Raw genomic sequence first — 15,129 nt, forward strand, 5'->3', positions numbered from 1 at the left:
TTTCGTGAAAAAGAAACTGAATGGTCCCCGCCGGTCTCGCATCATGGCGATGACCGCGCTCGCCACGGTGGGGCTCGCGTTGAGTTCCTGCGGGCTGCAGTCATCGGCGGCTTTCGTTAAGGAACCGGGCCCGGGAAGCCTTGAACAGGTCGATGGCGCGGAGGGTCAGGAGATCGTGGTGACCTCCAAGAACTTCACGGAGCAGCAGATTGTGGGCAAGATCGCGGTGTTGACGGCGAAGGCCTCGGGCTTTGACGTCAAGGACCTTACGAACGTTCCGGGTTCTGTGCCGGCGCGTAAGCTCATGGAGCAGCACAAGGCGGACGTCATGTTCGATTACACGGGAACCGTGTGGCTGTCCTATCTGGGTGGCGAGGAAGGTATTCCGGACCCTCAGAAGCAGTGGCAGGCGGTGGCCGAGGCGGACCGCGAGAACGGCATCACGTGGGGCAAGCCCGGCGAGCTGAACAACACGTACGCGATCGCCTACAGCGCGGATGCGGCCAAGAAGCTCGGGGATGCGAAGACACTTTCCGATGTCGGCAAGCTCCCGGCCGAGGACCGCACGTTCTGTGTTGAGGCGGAGTTCAATTCCCGTGCCGATGGTTTCAAACCGTTGCTTGCCCACTACCAGATGGATCTAGGTAAAGCGGACGGCGTTCCGGCTTCCAACGTGTCCGTGATGGATACGGGCGCCATCTATGAGGCGACCGCCCGTGGGACGTGCAACTTCGGTGAGGTCTTCGCAACGGATGGCCGCATCAAGTCGCTGAACCTGACGGTCCTGGAGGACGATAAGAAGTATTTCCCGTCCTATGAGATCGCTCCGTTGTATAACGCCGAGTTCATCAAGAAGTATCCACAGCTTGAGAAGAACTACGAGAAGATCACAGAGAAAATGAACAACGAAACCTTCCAGGAGCTCAACCTCAAGGTCGACGTCGATGGCCAAGACCCATCGGATGTGGCCTATGAATGGATGGTCGAAGAAGGGTTCATTAGCGAGAAATAGTCTCGTCTCGTACGTGTTGAGGGACGGCACCTGGGGGCTAGTTCAGGGTCGGGTGCCGCCCCTTTTCGTGTATTGTCTCGCCATTGTTACGGCGAAGAACTGGGGCTCTTAGTGCTGATTTTCCGGGAAAGTTTTGTGTTCCGGGTGCAGTTCGGTGTGGGGAGCGCTGACCAGGTGGAGTAGCTCGTGGATGCGCGGGTCGGTGAGCGACCAGCGGCGGTGGCGGCCATCCCTGCGTGGGAGGACGAGGCCTGAGTCTTCGAGTCGTCGCAGGGCTTGTGTCGTTGCGTTCGGCGTGATCCCGGCGGCCTCGGCGAGTTCGGTGACGTTCGCTGAGACAGTCGCGGCTCCGCTGAGTTTTGGCCGGGGCCGCATCCGGCCGCGCGCTAAAGACCTCAATGAGCGAGCCCTCATCTTATGGGAGCGTGTGGGACTAGAGCGCGAACTTCTGGACCGGAAGCCGCATGAGGTCTCCGATGGTCAGCTTCAACGCGCGCTTGTGGTTCGTGGGCTGGTCCGGCCTGTGCGGTATTTATTCGCGGATGAGCCGACCTCCGCATTGGATTCTCGCACTGCCTCTCGAGTGTGGGACGTGATCGGGGACGTAGTGGCCGAGGATCAAGCGGCGGCCGCGATCGTTTCGCATGACTCCCCATTGCTGACAGCGATGGCGAGCACAACCATCCGCATCACAGCGCAGTAGCGGGCGCGGTTACCTCGTCCACGAAGCGCCTGCCTTCTTCGGTCAACTGGCCAGCGGCATCGCGTAGTCCGCACACGCCCCGCATGTGGGATGAGGTGACGTGGGCATCGACCATCCCGACCGCGCATATCAGCGCGAACGCGGTGGTCGGGCCCACGAAACGGAAACCCTGCCCGCGCAGGGCGCGTGCGAGTTCGCGGGACTCCTCGGTTTGCGAAGGGATCTCTTCCTCGGTTGCGGGAACGCAGCTGCGCGCCGGGGTATGCGACCACACGAGTGCGGCGAGCCCACCCGATTCACGCAACGCAAGCGTTGCTTGTGCGTTGGTGATCGCGGCCTCGATCTTGGCGCGGTTGCGGATAATCCGGGCATCAGCCAGCAGCCGCTCGACGTCCTGCTCGGTGAACTCCGCGACCGCCTCCGGGTCGAAGTCCGCGAAGGCCTCCCGTAAGGCCTCGCGCTTCTTCAGGACAGTGAGCCAAGACAGGCCCGCTTGGAAGGATTCGAGCACGATCCGCTCATACAACCCGCGCTCACTCGTGATCAGCCGGCCCCATTCGGTGTCGTAATACTCGGTCAGAAGCGGATCCTGCAATGCCCATGCCGTGCGGGGCAACGCCAGGTCCTGGGTAGGTACCTCGGTTTGCTCAGTTGATTCGGTGTGGTCAAGTAACTCGGTTTGGTCAGCTGAATCGGTCACGACGGCTCCTTTCAGACGGCTGTTATGCTTAGGGTTTCCAGCTTCCCACCACAACACGGGCGCGAAACAGCCGCACCCTCAATCCGTGGATAAAACTCCGATAGGAACCGGGTGTGGATTGCCGAAACCCGAGCTATAGCGCTTCTCGACCCTGCATCCGGGTGCGGCTGTCGTTGAGTTTCTTCAATAGCGCGGCTAGCCTCGAGACTTCCTCGATACTCCAGTCCTCGAACATGACGGCGGATTCTTGTTGCCGCTTCATAACGTAATCCTTGAAGCGAGCTCGCGCCGAATCGCTCAGAACCAGAAGATAGCTCCGGGCGTCCTTCGGGTCCGCGGTGCGCACCAACAGCTCCGCAGTCTCAAGCCGTTTGATCGCGCGGGACACCATCGACTTATCGGCATCCACAACCTCGGACAGCTCGGTCACCGTCATCCCGGCGTCCGGGGTGCAACTGCCGGTCTCCATGAACCGACGGTAGAGCGCGGAAGCTACAACCCCGTCGAACGGTTGGAGGGAGGTATCCAGGGCGGCGGCCTGCTCACGGAAGCTGCGGCGAGCCGCGGCCAACAGGATCCGGTACTCGCGGGTCAGCGAACGCAGCTGCTCCGTGAACTCCTCGCTACACGCATCAGACATCTCGGCGCACCTCCTGCCGCGGCACCATGTTCTTAGGCCTGGACTTGTCAACAGGCCCTGAACTACCAGCAGACCCGGGCCTCCCCGTAGCCCCAGAGTTATCCGCAGAGCCCGGGTTGCCTGCGGACCCAGTCGTTTCCTCGCCAACAGATTCTCCGTCGGTCCCTGCGGTGCGGGCGAGCTCTTCGTGGCGGGTATGAGTCGACAAGCTCAGGTTCGGGATGAAGATCGCAACCACCAGGCCAAGCACAGCGAACGGTGCGGCGTACAGGAACAAGTGCGCGATTGCCTCACCGTAGGCGTGCTCAATGATGGTTGCCACAGAATCCGGGAGCATGCTCGGGGCCGGCAACTCGCCAGAGGTCTGCATGTCCAAAACCGCGGCCCGCTCGGACGCCGGGAGGCTAGAAATCGCGCGCATCAAGTCCTGTTGCCTATCAGAAATCAACGCCGGAGCGAGGTTAGCGAGCACACCACCGAGCCAAGCGATACCAACGGTCCCGCCCATCGAACGGAAGAAAGCCACCGCGGAAGATGCAACCCCCATGACCCGCGGATGCACAGCGTTCTGCGTCAGCAAAACAAAGTTCTGCATCGTGCCGCCCACACCGGCACCCATGAGGAACATGAGCACCGCCATGAACCAATAGTTGCTGTCCGCGCGAACCACAGACATCAATCCGAGCCCCACAACCAGCATGACGGAGCACGCGATCACATACGGTTTCCACACGCCCGTGCGGCTGATGATGACGCCGACGACGTTGCCGGAGATCATGCTGCCCACCATGATCGGGATGGTCATGATGCCCGCCATGGTGGGGCTCGCGCCGCGCGCCATAATCATGAACTGAGACAGGTACACGGTCGCGCCGAACATCGCCAGCCCCACCGCGATCGAACCGATCACCGAAAGCGTGAACGTACGGTTCTTGAACAACCGCAAATCCAGCAACGGTTCGTCCGTACGCAACTCAACGAACACGAACGCGATCAACAAAACAGCCGATGCGCTGGTCATCCACAGCGTCTCAACCGACTTCCACGGGAACATCGCCCCGGGAGCGTTGCCGCCCATCGTGACCCAAATCAGCAACAGGGAGATACCGCTGGAGAGCAACACCAGCCCGAGCACGTCGAGGCGGAAGCGGCGGTACTCCTGCGGCGGCAAGTGCAGGCGGGTTTGCAGCATGATGAACGCGACGATCGCTACCGGTAACGCGATATAGAAGTTGTAGCGCCAAGAGAACGTATCCGTGATCCAGCCACCCAACAGCGGCCCGGCGACGGTCGCGAACGCCATGACCGCACCGAAAATCCCCATATATTTACCGCGTTCACGAGGCGAAATGACGTCAGCCATCACAATCTGTGACAACGTCATCGTCCCGCCGATACCGATCCCCTGGAACACGCGGGCGGCGATGAGCATGTCGATGGATTGTGAAAAGCCGGCGAACGCTGTTGCTGAGACGAAGATCGCGAGCGAGACCTGCATCAACATCTTGCGGTCCAGCAGGTCAGAGAGCTTGCCCCAAATCGGGACCGTGACCGTCATCGCGAGCATTGCGGCCGCGATAACCCACGAATACTGTGCCTGTGTACCGCCGAGGTCGTGAACGATGCGCGGCATCGAGGTTGAGACGACCGTGTTGGCGATCATGCCCACGAACATCGCCATGATCAGCGCTGTCAGCGACTGGATCTTAGCGCTATGAGACATCGGAGCTGGGTTCGATGCTGGCGCAGGGGTAGTTGTTGGTGCAGGGTTCTGTTCAGACGCAGGGTTTTCGGCCATGCAACCTCCTGGACATGTCGCGGCAGTCACGACAAAAGTTGTTGATGAAAGTCAACAATAATCCAAGGTAGTTGCGCATTGTCAACTACTTGCGTGGTGTCTTGCGCGACACGGCGCGCGGTCACGGCCCGGGGCAGGTTTTACGGGGCGAGGCTGTTTACCGGCTAAGTGCGTTGTGTCAGATGAACCCAGTGTTACTGGGCGAGGGCGCGGATCCCGAGTTCGTAGCCGGTGACTCCGAGCCCCACGATGATTCCCTTCGCAACGGGGGAGAGGTAGGAGTGGTGCCGGAACTCTTTGCGCGCGTGAACGTTGGAGATATGCACTTCGACGGTGGGGCAGTAGGCTCCCGAGATCGCGTCCGCGAGCGCAACCGATGTGTGGGTGTAGGCGCCAGCGTTGAGCACAACACCCACCGCGTTTCCGTCCTTGACGGCGGCCCCGGCTTCGTGGATCCAGTCGATGAGCTCGCCCTCGTGGTTGGTTTGCCGGAAATCCAGAGTCAGTCCCTGCTCGGCAGCAGCGGCCTCGCACAGGTCCTTGACGTCGCTGAGGGTCGTGGTCCCGTATGTTTCCGGGTCGCGGGTGCCCAACAGGTTGAGGTTGGGGCCGTTGAAAACATACACGGTGCGTTGTGCTTTGGTGCTCATGATCATGCTCGCTTTGGCTATCGGGGCAGTTGGGTTCGGTTCCGCTGGTGGCTAGGAATTGTGGTGGGATGGGTTAGCTGTAGATGGGTTTGCCGGCTGCAAGGTAGGCTTCTTCGCCCCAGAACGCGATGCGCGTCTTAGCACCTGGTTTCGCGCCGGGTTCTTTGATGATGCGCGGCATCGTGACGCCTGTGGCGGCGGGCTTCAGGGCGTCTTCGACGGTTTCGGCTTGCGCAAGCCGAATAAGCTGCGCCCACGTCGGCGCCATCACCATAAGCGTTCCTTCCTTATAGCGGCGTAGCGCTTCCTCGGGCCGGATCCAGAAGCTGTCTACGGATTCGCTCGTGTGGCCATCGGCTATCTGCCCTTCAGGGAGTACCGCTGCGAAGAACCGGGTGTCGTAGCGTTTCGGCAGGCTGGCGGGGGTGATCCAACGGTCAACGCACACGATGCTCTCCAGGTGGGGGACCGCAGCGAGCGCTGTGATTGCCTGATCGATCCCGATGCGGTGCTCCTCCAACGCTCGGCGCTGTGCCTCCCGCTCAGGATGCAGCCCCGGGCTGGTGGATTCCTCGGTTGGGCGGGCGAGCAGAACCCCGCATTCTTCGAAGGTTTCCCTCACCGCCGCGGCAACAAGGGTCTGTGGGGCGACCGGGCGGCCGCGCTCAGCCGCAGAAATCCCGGACGCCTCTGCCGCGTCATCTGTCAGTGATGCCGCAAGCGGCGCCGGCAATTCCCAGGCTGAAGTGCCGTCAGCGTCGCTCGGATCAACGCCGCCGCCAGGGAACACCACGGCGCCCGGCGCGAACTCCATACTGTTGGCACGCACATGCACGAACACCTCAACGCCGCTGCTCGCCTCAGAGGCGGGGCGGACCAGCAGTACTGACGCAGAGTTTTTAGCTGACGCGGACGTCGAAGCGGACGTCGAAGAAGTCACATCGGGGCCTTTCTCTCATCGTTACCATGCGGCTGGACGCTTGCCTTGTGTCTGGTGCTTGCCTGAATTCAGTGTTGTCTTGAGTCTAGTGTTTCTGCGCAATCATGAACCGAGTCTGTGGATACAGGGTGGGGCAGGGTCTAGCCTGAAGGGTGCGACATACTTCAAGCCCGCCTACCTAACGAGGAGCGTCACGTGGCCAGGAACCAAGCCCAACAGAGCAACGGCACGGTTGCGAAACCGTCAGTGTGGTGGGGGCTTGGACTCGCGTTCGCGGTGGGGGCTGTGTGTATCGGATTGGGCGCGTTGAACGCCTCGATCCCGGTCATGCTGATCGCGATCCTGCTCGGCGCTCTATGGCGTAACCTCGCCCCAGTGCCCGCAGTCTTCGATCCCGGCATCGCGGTTGCCGCTAAACGGGTCTTGCGGCTAGGGGTCGTGCTCCTTGGCCTGCAACTGTCCGTCACCCAGATCGCTAGCCTCGGCTGGGGCGTGATCGTGGTCGCCGTCGCTGCAGTGGCCATCACATTCGTTGCGACCCTCGGGCTCGGTAAGGCGCTCGGCATCGAAAAAGACCTACGGATGCTAATGGCCGCAGGCTTCTCGATCTGCGGCGCCGCGGCCGTCGCCGGAATGCAAGGTGTTACCCGCGCCAAACAAGAGTTCGTTGCTGCCGCGGTCGCGATGGTCGTAGTGTGCGGGACGCTCATGATCCCCATCGCTCCACTTCTGGCGCAGCTACTCGGCTATGACGATGCCGCCGCCGGCATGTTCATCGGCGGTTCCGTCCACGAAGTCGCCCAAGTAGTCGCGGCAGGCGGTATCGCAGGAGGCGGCGTCATCCTATCCACCGCCGTCACCGTCAAGCTCGCAAGAGTCCTGATGCTCGCCCCGATGATCGCCGCCGTATCGCTCAGCGCTCGCCGAGACGCAAGCGCGGCCCGCGCCACAGCTAGCGGCACCGGCGGCAACGTAGACGGTTCAGACGGTAGCGCAGATAGCGCCGATGCGGAGGTCAAGCTCCCGCCGATCATGCCGCTGTTTGTGCTCGGGTTCATCGTGATGGTTGTGATCGCGTCGCTGCACATCGTGCCGCAACCGGTTCTGGATGTCGCGAAGATCGCCCAAACATTCCTGTTGGCTTCAGCGATGTTCGCGCTCGGTCTGGGCGTTCACGTGAAATCGCTCATGAAGCTCGGCGGCCGCCCACTGCTTCTCGGTGCGGGTTCGAGCGTGGTGATCATCCTCGTTGTGATCGTGTGCATCGCGCTCGGCGCGGCACCGGCGCTCAGTTAGTATGGCGCGGCGCCGACCGCCAGTTTGTAGACCCGTTCCTAGCCTGCGAGCACGTCTGCGGGAGCCACGAAGTCCATTCCGTGTGCCTCGGCGACTCCGCGGTTGGTGACCTTCCCGTCGTAGGTGTTGAGTCCGGATGCGAAGCCCTCATCGGCCGCGAGTGCATCCTGCCAGCCCTTATTCGCTAGCTGCATTACGTAGGGGAGTGTCGCGTTGGTGAGTGCTGCGGTTGAGGTTTGTGGGACGGCGCCGGGCATGTTGCTCACGCAGTAGTAGAGAGCGTCGTGCACGCGGTAGGTCGGGTTGTCGTGCGTGGTTGGTTTGGATCCTTCGAAGCACCCGCCCTGGTCGATCGCGATGTCCACGAGCACCGATCCTGGACGCATCGTCTTGACCATGTCGAGGGTCACGAGCTTCGGCGCAGCCGCACCCGGGATGAGCACAGAACCGATCACGAGGTCAGCATCTTTCACGAGTTCGGCGATTGCGAGCTTGGTTGAGGCCATGGTTTTGATGTGGCCGCGGGCGAGGTTGTCGATCTCGTGGAGGCGGGATGCGGAAATGTCCACGATCGTGACCTCTGCACCCATGCCTTGGGCTGTGCGTGCGGCTTGTTCCCCAGCGTTTCCGGCGCCGATCACCACAACTTTCGCTGGCCGCGTCCCTGGAACGCCGCCCATCAAAATGCCTGAGCCGCCAGCTGGCTGTTGCAGGAGTGTGGCCCCGATCTGCGCAGAAAGCCTGCCCGCCACCTCGGACATCGGGGAGAGCAACGGCAACGTGCGGCCCTGGGTCACGGTCTCGTATGCGATCGATGTGGTGCCGGCTTCTAGCAGAGTGTCAGTGCATTCGCGCGATGCGGCAAGATGCAGGTAGGTGAACAGCACCTGGTCTTTACGTAGCAGGCTGTATTCGCTCGGCTGTGGTTCCTTGACTTTGAGGACGAGTTCGGCGGCCCACGCCTGTTCGGCGTCCGCGACGATCTGCGCGCCCACGGCCGTATAGTCGTCATCGCTATGGCCTGCGTTGATGCCAGCGCCGGACTGGACCAGGACCTCGTGGCCTTGAGCCGCGAGTTCGGATACCCCGGCAGGAGTGACCGCTACGCGGGACTCGTTGTTGAGGACTTCAGTGGGGACACCGATGCGCATGTGGACTCCGTACTCATAGTTGGGTTGTATCTGCTTGGGTTGTGTCTGGTTAGGCTGTGGCTGTTTAGGCTGCGACTGTTCGAAATGTGGTCCGTGGAGTGGCCATAGTAAAGCTGTGACCTATCACACACATCATGCCTTAATGTGGCGGTCACATTCACCTTGAAGCGCCGCGCCTGGCTGTGTGCCCGCTTTGCCTCCCTTTTATGCTGTTAGCTCTTTCTTGCTGGCGCCTGGCGGTGATATTCTGTATCTAATTCCATAAGAAAGACCTGGTGGGGTGCATCCACATCTGTTCGATGACCTGTCCATCGGGGATAGTTGTGAGCTTGTGGAGAACCGTTTGGGGGAGAACCATATGGAGAAAAAACAGCCTCGTTTCCTACGTCTAGAGGACGTAGCTGATGAGTTAAACGTCAGCATGCAGCAGGCCCGCTCGCTGGTGCGAACAGGCGCCCTACCAGCCATTAAGGTTGGTGGCCGCGGCATTTGGCGCATCGAACGCGACGAGCTCGAGTCCTACATTCAGCGGCAGTATGAATACACCCGTGAAGCCGCGGCGATGGATAAACTCGCTGACGAATTCGCCGACTAAGCACTGAGACTCGGCTAAGCACAGAGACTCGGCCGAGCACTGAGCCCCGAAGCTAAACCGCTGGGCTTAGCCAGCACAGAAGACCTCCGTCGTTAGAAAACGCGGAGGTCTTCTTTACTCATGAATACTGTGCGGCCGGTCTTGGTGTTCCAGCACGTGAGGCCGGCCTTTTCGGACTGGCATACGTAGTCTCCATGTTTCACGGCGGTCCCGTATTCGAGCACCTGGCCTTCGAAACCTTTCTCGCACACGTCTTTTTTGTAGCACTTGTCTTCTACACGAGCGCTTCCGTAGAACGGTTTCCGGTCAGCTTCCGTGATCGCGACCATCGCATCGTCATCCGGGGTGTGGTGCGGGGCTTCTTCCCTGAAGTTCTTAGGCGGGTTGGTTTTCCAGGAGTCGACGGTACACATCAGCTGATTGCCCATGCGGTCTTGGTCTGACTCAGGTTTATAGATGTTGCATCCGATGTTGCCGCTCGGTACCTGGATCGAGGCAACGAGGCTGCCGCGTACCTGACGGGTGCGTTCCGCTTTGATAGCGGAGCGTGGGGCAGGCGCCCCAGCTTTCGGTAGTTTCCCGGCCTGAACGTCCACGCCCGTGTCAGGCTTCCTGTCCGAGTCGCCGCCCTGCTCGTTGCCGCCGTGGTCGTCGGCCCCGGGCTCGTTGCTGTCGTCGCTAGCGCCGTTCTCGCTGGGGTCCTCTGACGTGGTGTCCGTAGCTGAGGGTTGACCATCTGAGTGTGAAGGTCCGCCACTTTCAACGGTTGTTGTGGCGGCTGGGTTTTCAGATGAAGGCTGTTTCGCGTTGTCCTCGGATCCGCCGCGAACCACGATCCATATGATCCCCGCAATCAACACGAGAACCGCGACCACGGCGCTCACAATCGCTATCACTCGGGCTGAGCGTTTCTGCTCGCGAGCGGGTGGGGTGGAGGATGGTGGCGCCGACTGTTGAGGGTTCTGGCTGTTCATAGTGCTCTCCTCAGGGCGGGGCGAAACAGTCTACAATCAATGTTTGCACTGTTCTTTAGCTGTGTGAATAGCACAGCTGAGGAGTTTTTGACGTCGTGTTCGAGGATGGGGAGATGGACGAGGCGCGTTCGCGTTTGCAAGATCCGCAACTTTCTGCTGATGAACTGGTTCGTATCGCTGAGCAATATCCTCAGCTGAGGAGCCAGGTCTTCATGCACCCGAACTGCCCCGCCGGTTTGGTGGCTCAGATCCTCGCCGAAATCCCTGGGGCAGACGCCTCTGACGCTGAGGCTACGCAGCACATGCAGGCCGTCAGCGAGCCTCCTCGCCCAGCCGAAGGGCCTGTGTTTTCCCCGATCCTGCCGCCGGTCAACCCAGAGGATGCGGCGGTGGGGGACATGCCTCCCAACCCGCCAGCTCAGCCACACAACGCTCAACCACACAGCCCGCAGTCGTATGGGGCTCAGCAATACGGTGCTGCGCAACAGTTTGATGATCAAGCAACGCAGCAGTTCAATGCTCAGCAGCATGACGATCAAGCTACTCAACAGTTCAACCCGCAGCAGTATGGGGCTGGGCAATACGGCGCCCAGCAGTCCGGGGATGCGCAAGCAACCCAGCAGTTCAACGCCCAAGCGGCAGCGGCCCCGCAACAATTTTCAAACCCGCAGCAACCAGCCCAACAACCTGCTCCACAGCAACCCACTCGGTACGCGGGCTTTTATCCGCCGGAGGATTCCTACGATGATCACTCCGACGAATATGTTGAGGAAGACCAATATGTTGAGGAAGATCGAGAGCCGCGCCGCCGTTCCGGGGCCGTGTTGCCCATCGTGATTGTGGCGGTCTTGGCGATCGTTGCCGTGGTTTTTGCGGCGACAACTCTCTTTGGAGGCAATAAAGACAAGGACCCCGCGCCGAATACGGTCGCTGAAGCCACGGACGCGAGCCCATCCGAGGAGCCGAGCGACGAGCCCGCAAAGGATGAGGAAGAATCTGAGGAGAAGGACCAGACTCCGTTGCCGCCGCAGGTGTATGCGGGTGCTCGCGGCCCCGCCCCGGATGATGCCCAGCAGCCGCAGGCCACGGTCGAGAAGGACGGTATGACGATCGCCTCGGTCATGACCCCGACCGGCAATATCGGTTGTGACATTCGCCTGCGTGAAAACAGTGACGATGACAGCGGGGATGCTGGCGACTCGATCGCGTGCTCCGTGAAGTCGTGGAAGGACCGGGCGCCGGTAGCCGCGAACCCGAAACCTAAGCAAGGCACCACCCCGTACGTGTTCTTGGGTGCCAACAAGTCTTTGGCGAGCTACGGCGGCTCCCACGAAGGTAAGTTCTGCTTCGAGAAGAACGGCTGTGAAGACGGGTTCAAGGGTCAGAAGCTCGGATACGGCGAATCCGTTGTCCACGGTGATTTCGTGTGCGTCTCTGAAGAGCACGGCCTCACCTGTTGGAACAGCAAAACCGGGCGCGGTGTATTCCTGAGCCGCTCCCACTTCATCACGTACTAGCCGCAAAGCCACAGAGTCACAGAGCTACAGCGATACAGCAACGCCCCGGGGTGCAGTCAATAGCCCCGGGGCGTTGCTGTGTTGTAAGTCCTCGCCCGGTTGGGGCTGGACTTGCTGTGGCCTAGTCTTCTTCGGCCGTGTTGTCACCGGCCGTGTTCTCGCCTTCGAGGTTGTCTTCCTCTGGGTCGTCTCCGGCTTCGGCTGCGGTGGCTGCAGGGAGGTCGAGGTGCTTGAGTTTCTCCGCGCGTTCAGCGATGAGCCGCTGCACGGTGTCGATGAAAGCGACGCGGGATTCGCCGACGCCGTAGTCACCGAAGTACAGTGCCCGGGCTTCAGCGCGGGCGTCCTTATCGCCACCGTTGGCCAGCGCATCGGCGATCATCTCAGGCAGTGTGTCCACGGTGTCTGCGTCGATCACTGGTACAGCGGAGGCGACCGGGGATTCGTCGGTGAGCTGTTTACGGTTGGTGCGGCGGTCGGTCAACAGCATCGGGCTGTCGGCCTTGAGGTATAGGAAGTCCAGGCCCACGCTGGAGATGTCGGTGATCATGAGGTCAACGTCAGCGAACATCGCGAGGATGTTGCCGTTGCGCAACACGAGGTGCTCGCCGCCTTCTTCGTTTGCGGCTTCGATGAGTTCCATGATCCGGCGGTGGCCTGCCTTCATGTCGGCCTGGCGTGCCCCTGCCACGCGTGGGTGTGGCTTGTAGATTACGCGGGTGCCTTCGGTTGCGAGGGCGGCTTCGATGATTTGTGGGCCGTAGCAGTCGATCGAGGTGTAGTTGTTGTTGTCGTTTTCACCCTGCCAGGTTGGTGCGTACATGATGGTGCGCAGGGTGGTTTCTGGCAGTTCGTTCTCGTAGTCGAGGTCCAGCTGTGGGCGGCCGACGGAGATGAGCTTGGATTCGTCGAAGTCGATGAGTGCGCGGCGGTGGCGGCGTAGCGCGGCCGGGCCGGCGGTGAAGACGGCGTCGTAGGCTTTCGCCTGGTTGGAGACCATCGAGAGCTTGTCGGATTCGCCGTGGTTGATGTGCACGTGCACGGCTGGCGCGTAGCTGAGGGTTTGGAAGTTGGAGCGGCCGTTGTTGACGTAGAGGAACAGCTTTGGCTTGTGTTCTTCGTAGTAGCTGATCATGCGGTCGAAGCTGCCGCGGTAGACGACCGGTAGGCTCGTCATTTCTTCTACCGCTTTAATGGCCGATGGGCGGCGCAGGAAGATCGCGGTCGGTACGGTTTCGTTGAGCTCTTCAAGCACGGGGATCCACTGGCGCAGCTGGTAGAGCTTGGCGCGGGTATCGCCGAAGTATGCGAGGATCTGTGCTTCCGGAGCGGCGGAGTCTGCGTACTCTTTAGCGGTCAGGTTGTAGTCGCGGGTGCCTCGCAGCCACTGGCTGGAGGCTTTCCAGGCTTTGGACCGGAAAATTTTACGGGCGAACTTCTTCAGCTGCTTTTCCACAGGACTCCTGCATAAACGTAGAACGAGGGCTCACTCACAATGAGGGCGCGCACATGATGGGGTAGGTAACGGCCTTGGAGCCCTAGATGAACGAGGGCTTGCCAAATAATCAACTCTATATTACAAGCGTGAAACAGGTTTCCGTTCGAGGCATGCTCCATAATTAAGCCTGTAGGTGTGCGCCTCAATGATCTGCGTGGAACTGGTGGCTACGCGGGTTTGGTGACTGCGCTGATGCGACAGCCAATAGGAATTAGCGACTACATCTTGTAGAGTTAGGTGCGTACTCGATATCACAGTGTTCAAGCACGTATAGCTCATGGGGGAGATCGAAAGCATGACGCGCACACTAGCGAGGTCTACCGCTGCACCGGCGCCCGTCGCTACACCGGGCTCTGCTGTCGCTGCATCGGCCTCTTCTGTCGGTGCACAGCGCCGTGCCGTCGCATTAGGTGCGGTGGCGTTCACGCTGTTGCTGCTCATCGCCTCGGTCTTTGGTGCGCCAGCCGCGCACGCTCATGACCGTTTGGTTGACTCCACCCCTGCCAGCCAAGAGGCACTTGATCAGGCTCCGCAGGACATCACGCTTGAGTTCTCGGGGCGCCCCATGGATTTGGGCACCATGATCATGGTGGTGGATGCCGAACAGAAGAACCACGCTGAGGGCCTTGACGCGAAGATCAAGGACTTCAAAGTCACCCAGCCCTTGGATGGGAAACTGCCGGATGGATACTACGAAATCCGGTGGCGTGTGGTTTCTGAGGATGGACACCCCATCTCGGGGACTATCCCGTTTTCTGTAGGTGATGTCACTGACGCGCCCAAGGTTCCTGCCCTTGACGGTAAGGACGTCGATAGCGGCAGTATCTATGACGGTGCTGCCGAAGCCTCAGCTAGCGCTGATTCCGAGAAGGAATCTGGTGTCCCTGTCTGGGTTATCGCGGCCGCCGGCGCAGGCGTTGTGATAGCGGGTCTGGCCGTCTGGTATTTCGCCAGCCGAGGCCAAAAAACTAACTGAGGCACAACCTTCGTAAAGGACCATCATGAACCGTCGTATTTCCGCCGCAATCGCACTGAGTGCAGCTGCTCTTCTCGGCTTGTCCGCATGCTCGGGTGACACGAAGAAGGAAGAGACCAAGCAGGAGGCCTCGCAGGAAGCGCTCGTAGCCAAGGACGCCTGGGTAAAGGCGGCCTCTGAAGGCATGACCGCCGCATTCGGCGTCATCGAGAACAAGACTGATAAAGACGTCACTATCGAATCCGCAACCAGCGAGTACGCGAAGAAGGTAGAGCTGCACGAGGTCATCGACACCCCGGATGGCAGCAAGAAGATGCAGGAGAAGGAAGGCGGCTTCGTTGTTCCTGCACACAAGAGCATCACTCTCGAGCCAGGCGCTGACCACCTGATGTTCATGGGCTTGTCCAAGGAGATCAAGCCGGGTGACACGATCAAGATCACCCTCAAGACCACCGACGGCGAAAGCTTCGACATTGAGGCCCCAGCCAAGGAATTCACCGGCGCCAACGAAAACTACGATGACGACCACGCCGGCCACGGCGAACACGGTGGACACGGTGATAAGTCCGATAAGAAGGACAAGGACGAGCACAGCGATCACAGCGGCCACGACCACGGCGACCATGATCACGGTGACAAGGAAGACAAGAAGGACAAGTAAGTTCCTTCCTGCTTACGC

The 15,129-nt window shown here is 60.5% G+C and carries 16 protein-coding genes; 7 read left to right on the forward strand and 9 right to left on the reverse strand.

Going from position 1 to position 15,129, the window contains the following annotated elements; genetic code table 11:
* Positions 1–4: 4 nt before the first annotated feature.
* A complete protein-coding gene (locus tag MHJ63_RS08520) occupies positions 5–1,012 on the forward strand; it encodes a glycine betaine ABC transporter substrate-binding protein (protein WP_239447153.1) in 1,008 nt (335 codons plus the stop codon).
* 108 nt (positions 1,013–1,120) lie between these two features.
* Here MHJ63_RS08520 and MHJ63_RS08525 read toward each other — a convergent pair whose 3' ends face one another.
* Positions 1,121–1,411 (reverse strand): ArsR/SmtB family transcription factor, encoded by a 291-nt coding sequence (locus tag MHJ63_RS08525; RefSeq protein ID WP_239447155.1) that lies wholly within the window; start codon positions 1,409–1,411, stop codon positions 1,121–1,123.
* Here MHJ63_RS08525 and MHJ63_RS08530 point away from each other — a divergent pair.
* The gene (locus MHJ63_RS08530; RefSeq protein WP_338110390.1) at positions 1,335–1,715 is read left to right on the forward strand and encodes a P-loop NTPase family protein; all 381 of its coding nucleotides are present in this window, start codon (positions 1,335–1,337) and stop codon (positions 1,713–1,715) included. The two genes, MHJ63_RS08525 and MHJ63_RS08530, sit on opposite strands and share 77 nt — an antisense overlap.
* Here MHJ63_RS08530 and MHJ63_RS08535 read toward each other — a convergent pair.
* The 5 genes from MHJ63_RS08535 to MHJ63_RS08555 all read right to left on the reverse strand — a co-directional run bounded on the left by MHJ63_RS08535 (position 1,702) and on the right by MHJ63_RS08555 (position 6,443).
* Complete coding sequence (locus MHJ63_RS08535; RefSeq protein ID WP_239447183.1) at positions 1,702–2,337, reverse strand: DNA-3-methyladenine glycosylase I; 636 nt, start codon at positions 2,335–2,337, stop codon at positions 1,702–1,704. The two genes, MHJ63_RS08530 and MHJ63_RS08535, sit on opposite strands and share 14 nt — an antisense overlap.
* Before the next feature lie 211 nt (positions 2,338–2,548).
* The gene (locus MHJ63_RS08540; RefSeq protein ID WP_239447157.1) at positions 2,549–3,055 is read right to left on the reverse strand and encodes a MarR family winged helix-turn-helix transcriptional regulator; all 507 of its coding nucleotides are present in this window, start codon (positions 3,053–3,055) and stop codon (positions 2,549–2,551) included.
* Complete coding sequence (locus tag MHJ63_RS08545) at positions 3,048–4,853, reverse strand: MDR family MFS transporter (protein WP_239447158.1); 1,806 nt, start codon at positions 4,851–4,853, stop codon at positions 3,048–3,050. Before MHJ63_RS08545 ends, MHJ63_RS08540 begins: the two co-directional genes overlap by 8 nt.
* A gap of 194 nt (positions 4,854–5,047) precedes the next feature.
* Positions 5,048–5,503, reverse strand: coding sequence for a type II 3-dehydroquinate dehydratase (gene aroQ, locus MHJ63_RS08550; RefSeq protein WP_239447159.1), 456 nt, complete (start codon positions 5,501–5,503; stop codon positions 5,048–5,050).
* A 73-nt stretch (positions 5,504–5,576) separates the two neighbouring features.
* Positions 5,577–6,443 carry an NUDIX hydrolase gene (locus MHJ63_RS08555; protein WP_239447160.1) on the reverse strand — a complete coding sequence of 289 codons (867 nt, stop codon included), beginning with the start codon at positions 6,441–6,443 and terminating at the stop codon, positions 5,577–5,579.
* A 195-nt stretch (positions 6,444–6,638) separates the two neighbouring features.
* On the opposite strand from MHJ63_RS08555, the gene MHJ63_RS08560 reads away from it, so the two are divergent.
* Positions 6,639–7,739, forward strand: a complete 1,101-nt coding sequence (locus MHJ63_RS08560) for a YeiH family protein (RefSeq protein ID WP_083285436.1) — start codon at positions 6,639–6,641, stop codon at positions 7,737–7,739.
* 38 nt (positions 7,740–7,777) lie between these two features.
* Here the strand turns inward: MHJ63_RS08560 and ald are convergent, their stop codons facing one another.
* Positions 7,778–8,890, reverse strand: a complete 1,113-nt coding sequence (gene ald / locus MHJ63_RS08565) for an alanine dehydrogenase (protein WP_239447161.1) — start codon at positions 8,888–8,890, stop codon at positions 7,778–7,780.
* A gap of 280 nt (positions 8,891–9,170) precedes the next feature.
* Between ald and MHJ63_RS08570 the strand changes: the two genes are divergently transcribed.
* Positions 9,171–9,485, forward strand: a complete 315-nt coding sequence (locus tag MHJ63_RS08570; RefSeq protein ID WP_415752567.1) for a helix-turn-helix transcriptional regulator — start codon at positions 9,171–9,173, stop codon at positions 9,483–9,485.
* Positions 9,486–9,577: 92 nt separating this feature from the next.
* Here MHJ63_RS08570 and MHJ63_RS08575 read toward each other — a convergent pair whose 3' ends face one another.
* Positions 9,578–10,459: a hypothetical protein gene (locus MHJ63_RS08575; protein ID WP_239447162.1), complete on the reverse strand. Its 882-nt coding sequence runs from the start codon at positions 10,457–10,459 to the stop codon at positions 9,578–9,580.
* A gap of 95 nt (positions 10,460–10,554) precedes the next feature.
* On the opposite strand from MHJ63_RS08575, the gene MHJ63_RS08580 reads away from it, so the two are divergent.
* Positions 10,555–11,976: a variant leucine-rich repeat-containing protein gene (locus tag MHJ63_RS08580; RefSeq protein WP_239447163.1), complete on the forward strand. Its 1,422-nt coding sequence runs from the start codon at positions 10,555–10,557 to the stop codon at positions 11,974–11,976.
* A gap of 121 nt (positions 11,977–12,097) precedes the next feature.
* On the opposite strand, the gene MHJ63_RS08585 is transcribed toward MHJ63_RS08580, so the two are convergent.
* Complete coding sequence (locus MHJ63_RS08585; protein ID WP_239447164.1) at positions 12,098–13,432, reverse strand: CDP-glycerol glycerophosphotransferase family protein; 1,335 nt, start codon at positions 13,430–13,432, stop codon at positions 12,098–12,100.
* Between the two features lie 337 nt (positions 13,433–13,769).
* Between MHJ63_RS08585 and MHJ63_RS08590 the strand changes: the two genes are divergently transcribed.
* Positions 13,770–14,450 (forward strand): copper resistance CopC family protein, encoded by a 681-nt coding sequence (locus MHJ63_RS08590; protein ID WP_239447165.1) that lies wholly within the window; start codon positions 13,770–13,772, stop codon positions 14,448–14,450.
* Positions 14,451–14,475: 25 nt separating this feature from the next.
* On the forward strand, positions 14,476–15,111 hold the full coding sequence (locus MHJ63_RS08595) for a copper chaperone PCu(A)C (RefSeq protein ID WP_239447166.1): 636 nt from the start codon (positions 14,476–14,478) through the stop codon (positions 15,109–15,111).
* Positions 15,112–15,129 lie beyond the last annotated feature (18 nt).

Source organism: Pseudoglutamicibacter albus (assembly GCF_022346425.1).
Classification (GTDB): Bacteria; Actinomycetota; Actinomycetes; order Actinomycetales; family Micrococcaceae; genus Pseudoglutamicibacter; species Pseudoglutamicibacter albus.

Excerpts from the sequence above, each read along its gene's own strand:
- MHJ63_RS08540 (WP_239447157.1), bottom strand. The coding sequence starts at position 3,055 with ATGTCTGATGCGTGTAGCGAGGAGTTCACGGAGCAGCTGCGTTCGCTG.
- MHJ63_RS08545 (WP_239447158.1), bottom strand. The coding sequence starts at position 4,853 with ATGGCCGAAAACCCTGCGTCTGAACAGAACCCTGCACCAACAACTACC.
- aroQ (WP_239447159.1), bottom strand. The coding sequence starts at position 5,503 with ATGAGCACCAAAGCACAACGCACCGTGTATGTTTTCAACGGCCCCAAC.
- ald (WP_239447161.1), bottom strand. The coding sequence starts at position 8,890 with ATGCGCATCGGTGTCCCCACTGAAGTCCTCAACAACGAGTCCCGCGTA.
- MHJ63_RS08575 (WP_239447162.1), bottom strand. The coding sequence starts at position 10,459 with ATGAACAGCCAGAACCCTCAACAGTCGGCGCCACCATCCTCCACCCCA.
- MHJ63_RS08590 (WP_239447165.1), top strand. The coding sequence starts at position 13,770 with ATGACGCGCACACTAGCGAGGTCTACCGCTGCACCGGCGCCCGTCGCT.
- MHJ63_RS08595 (WP_239447166.1), top strand. The coding sequence starts at position 14,476 with ATGAACCGTCGTATTTCCGCCGCAATCGCACTGAGTGCAGCTGCTCTT.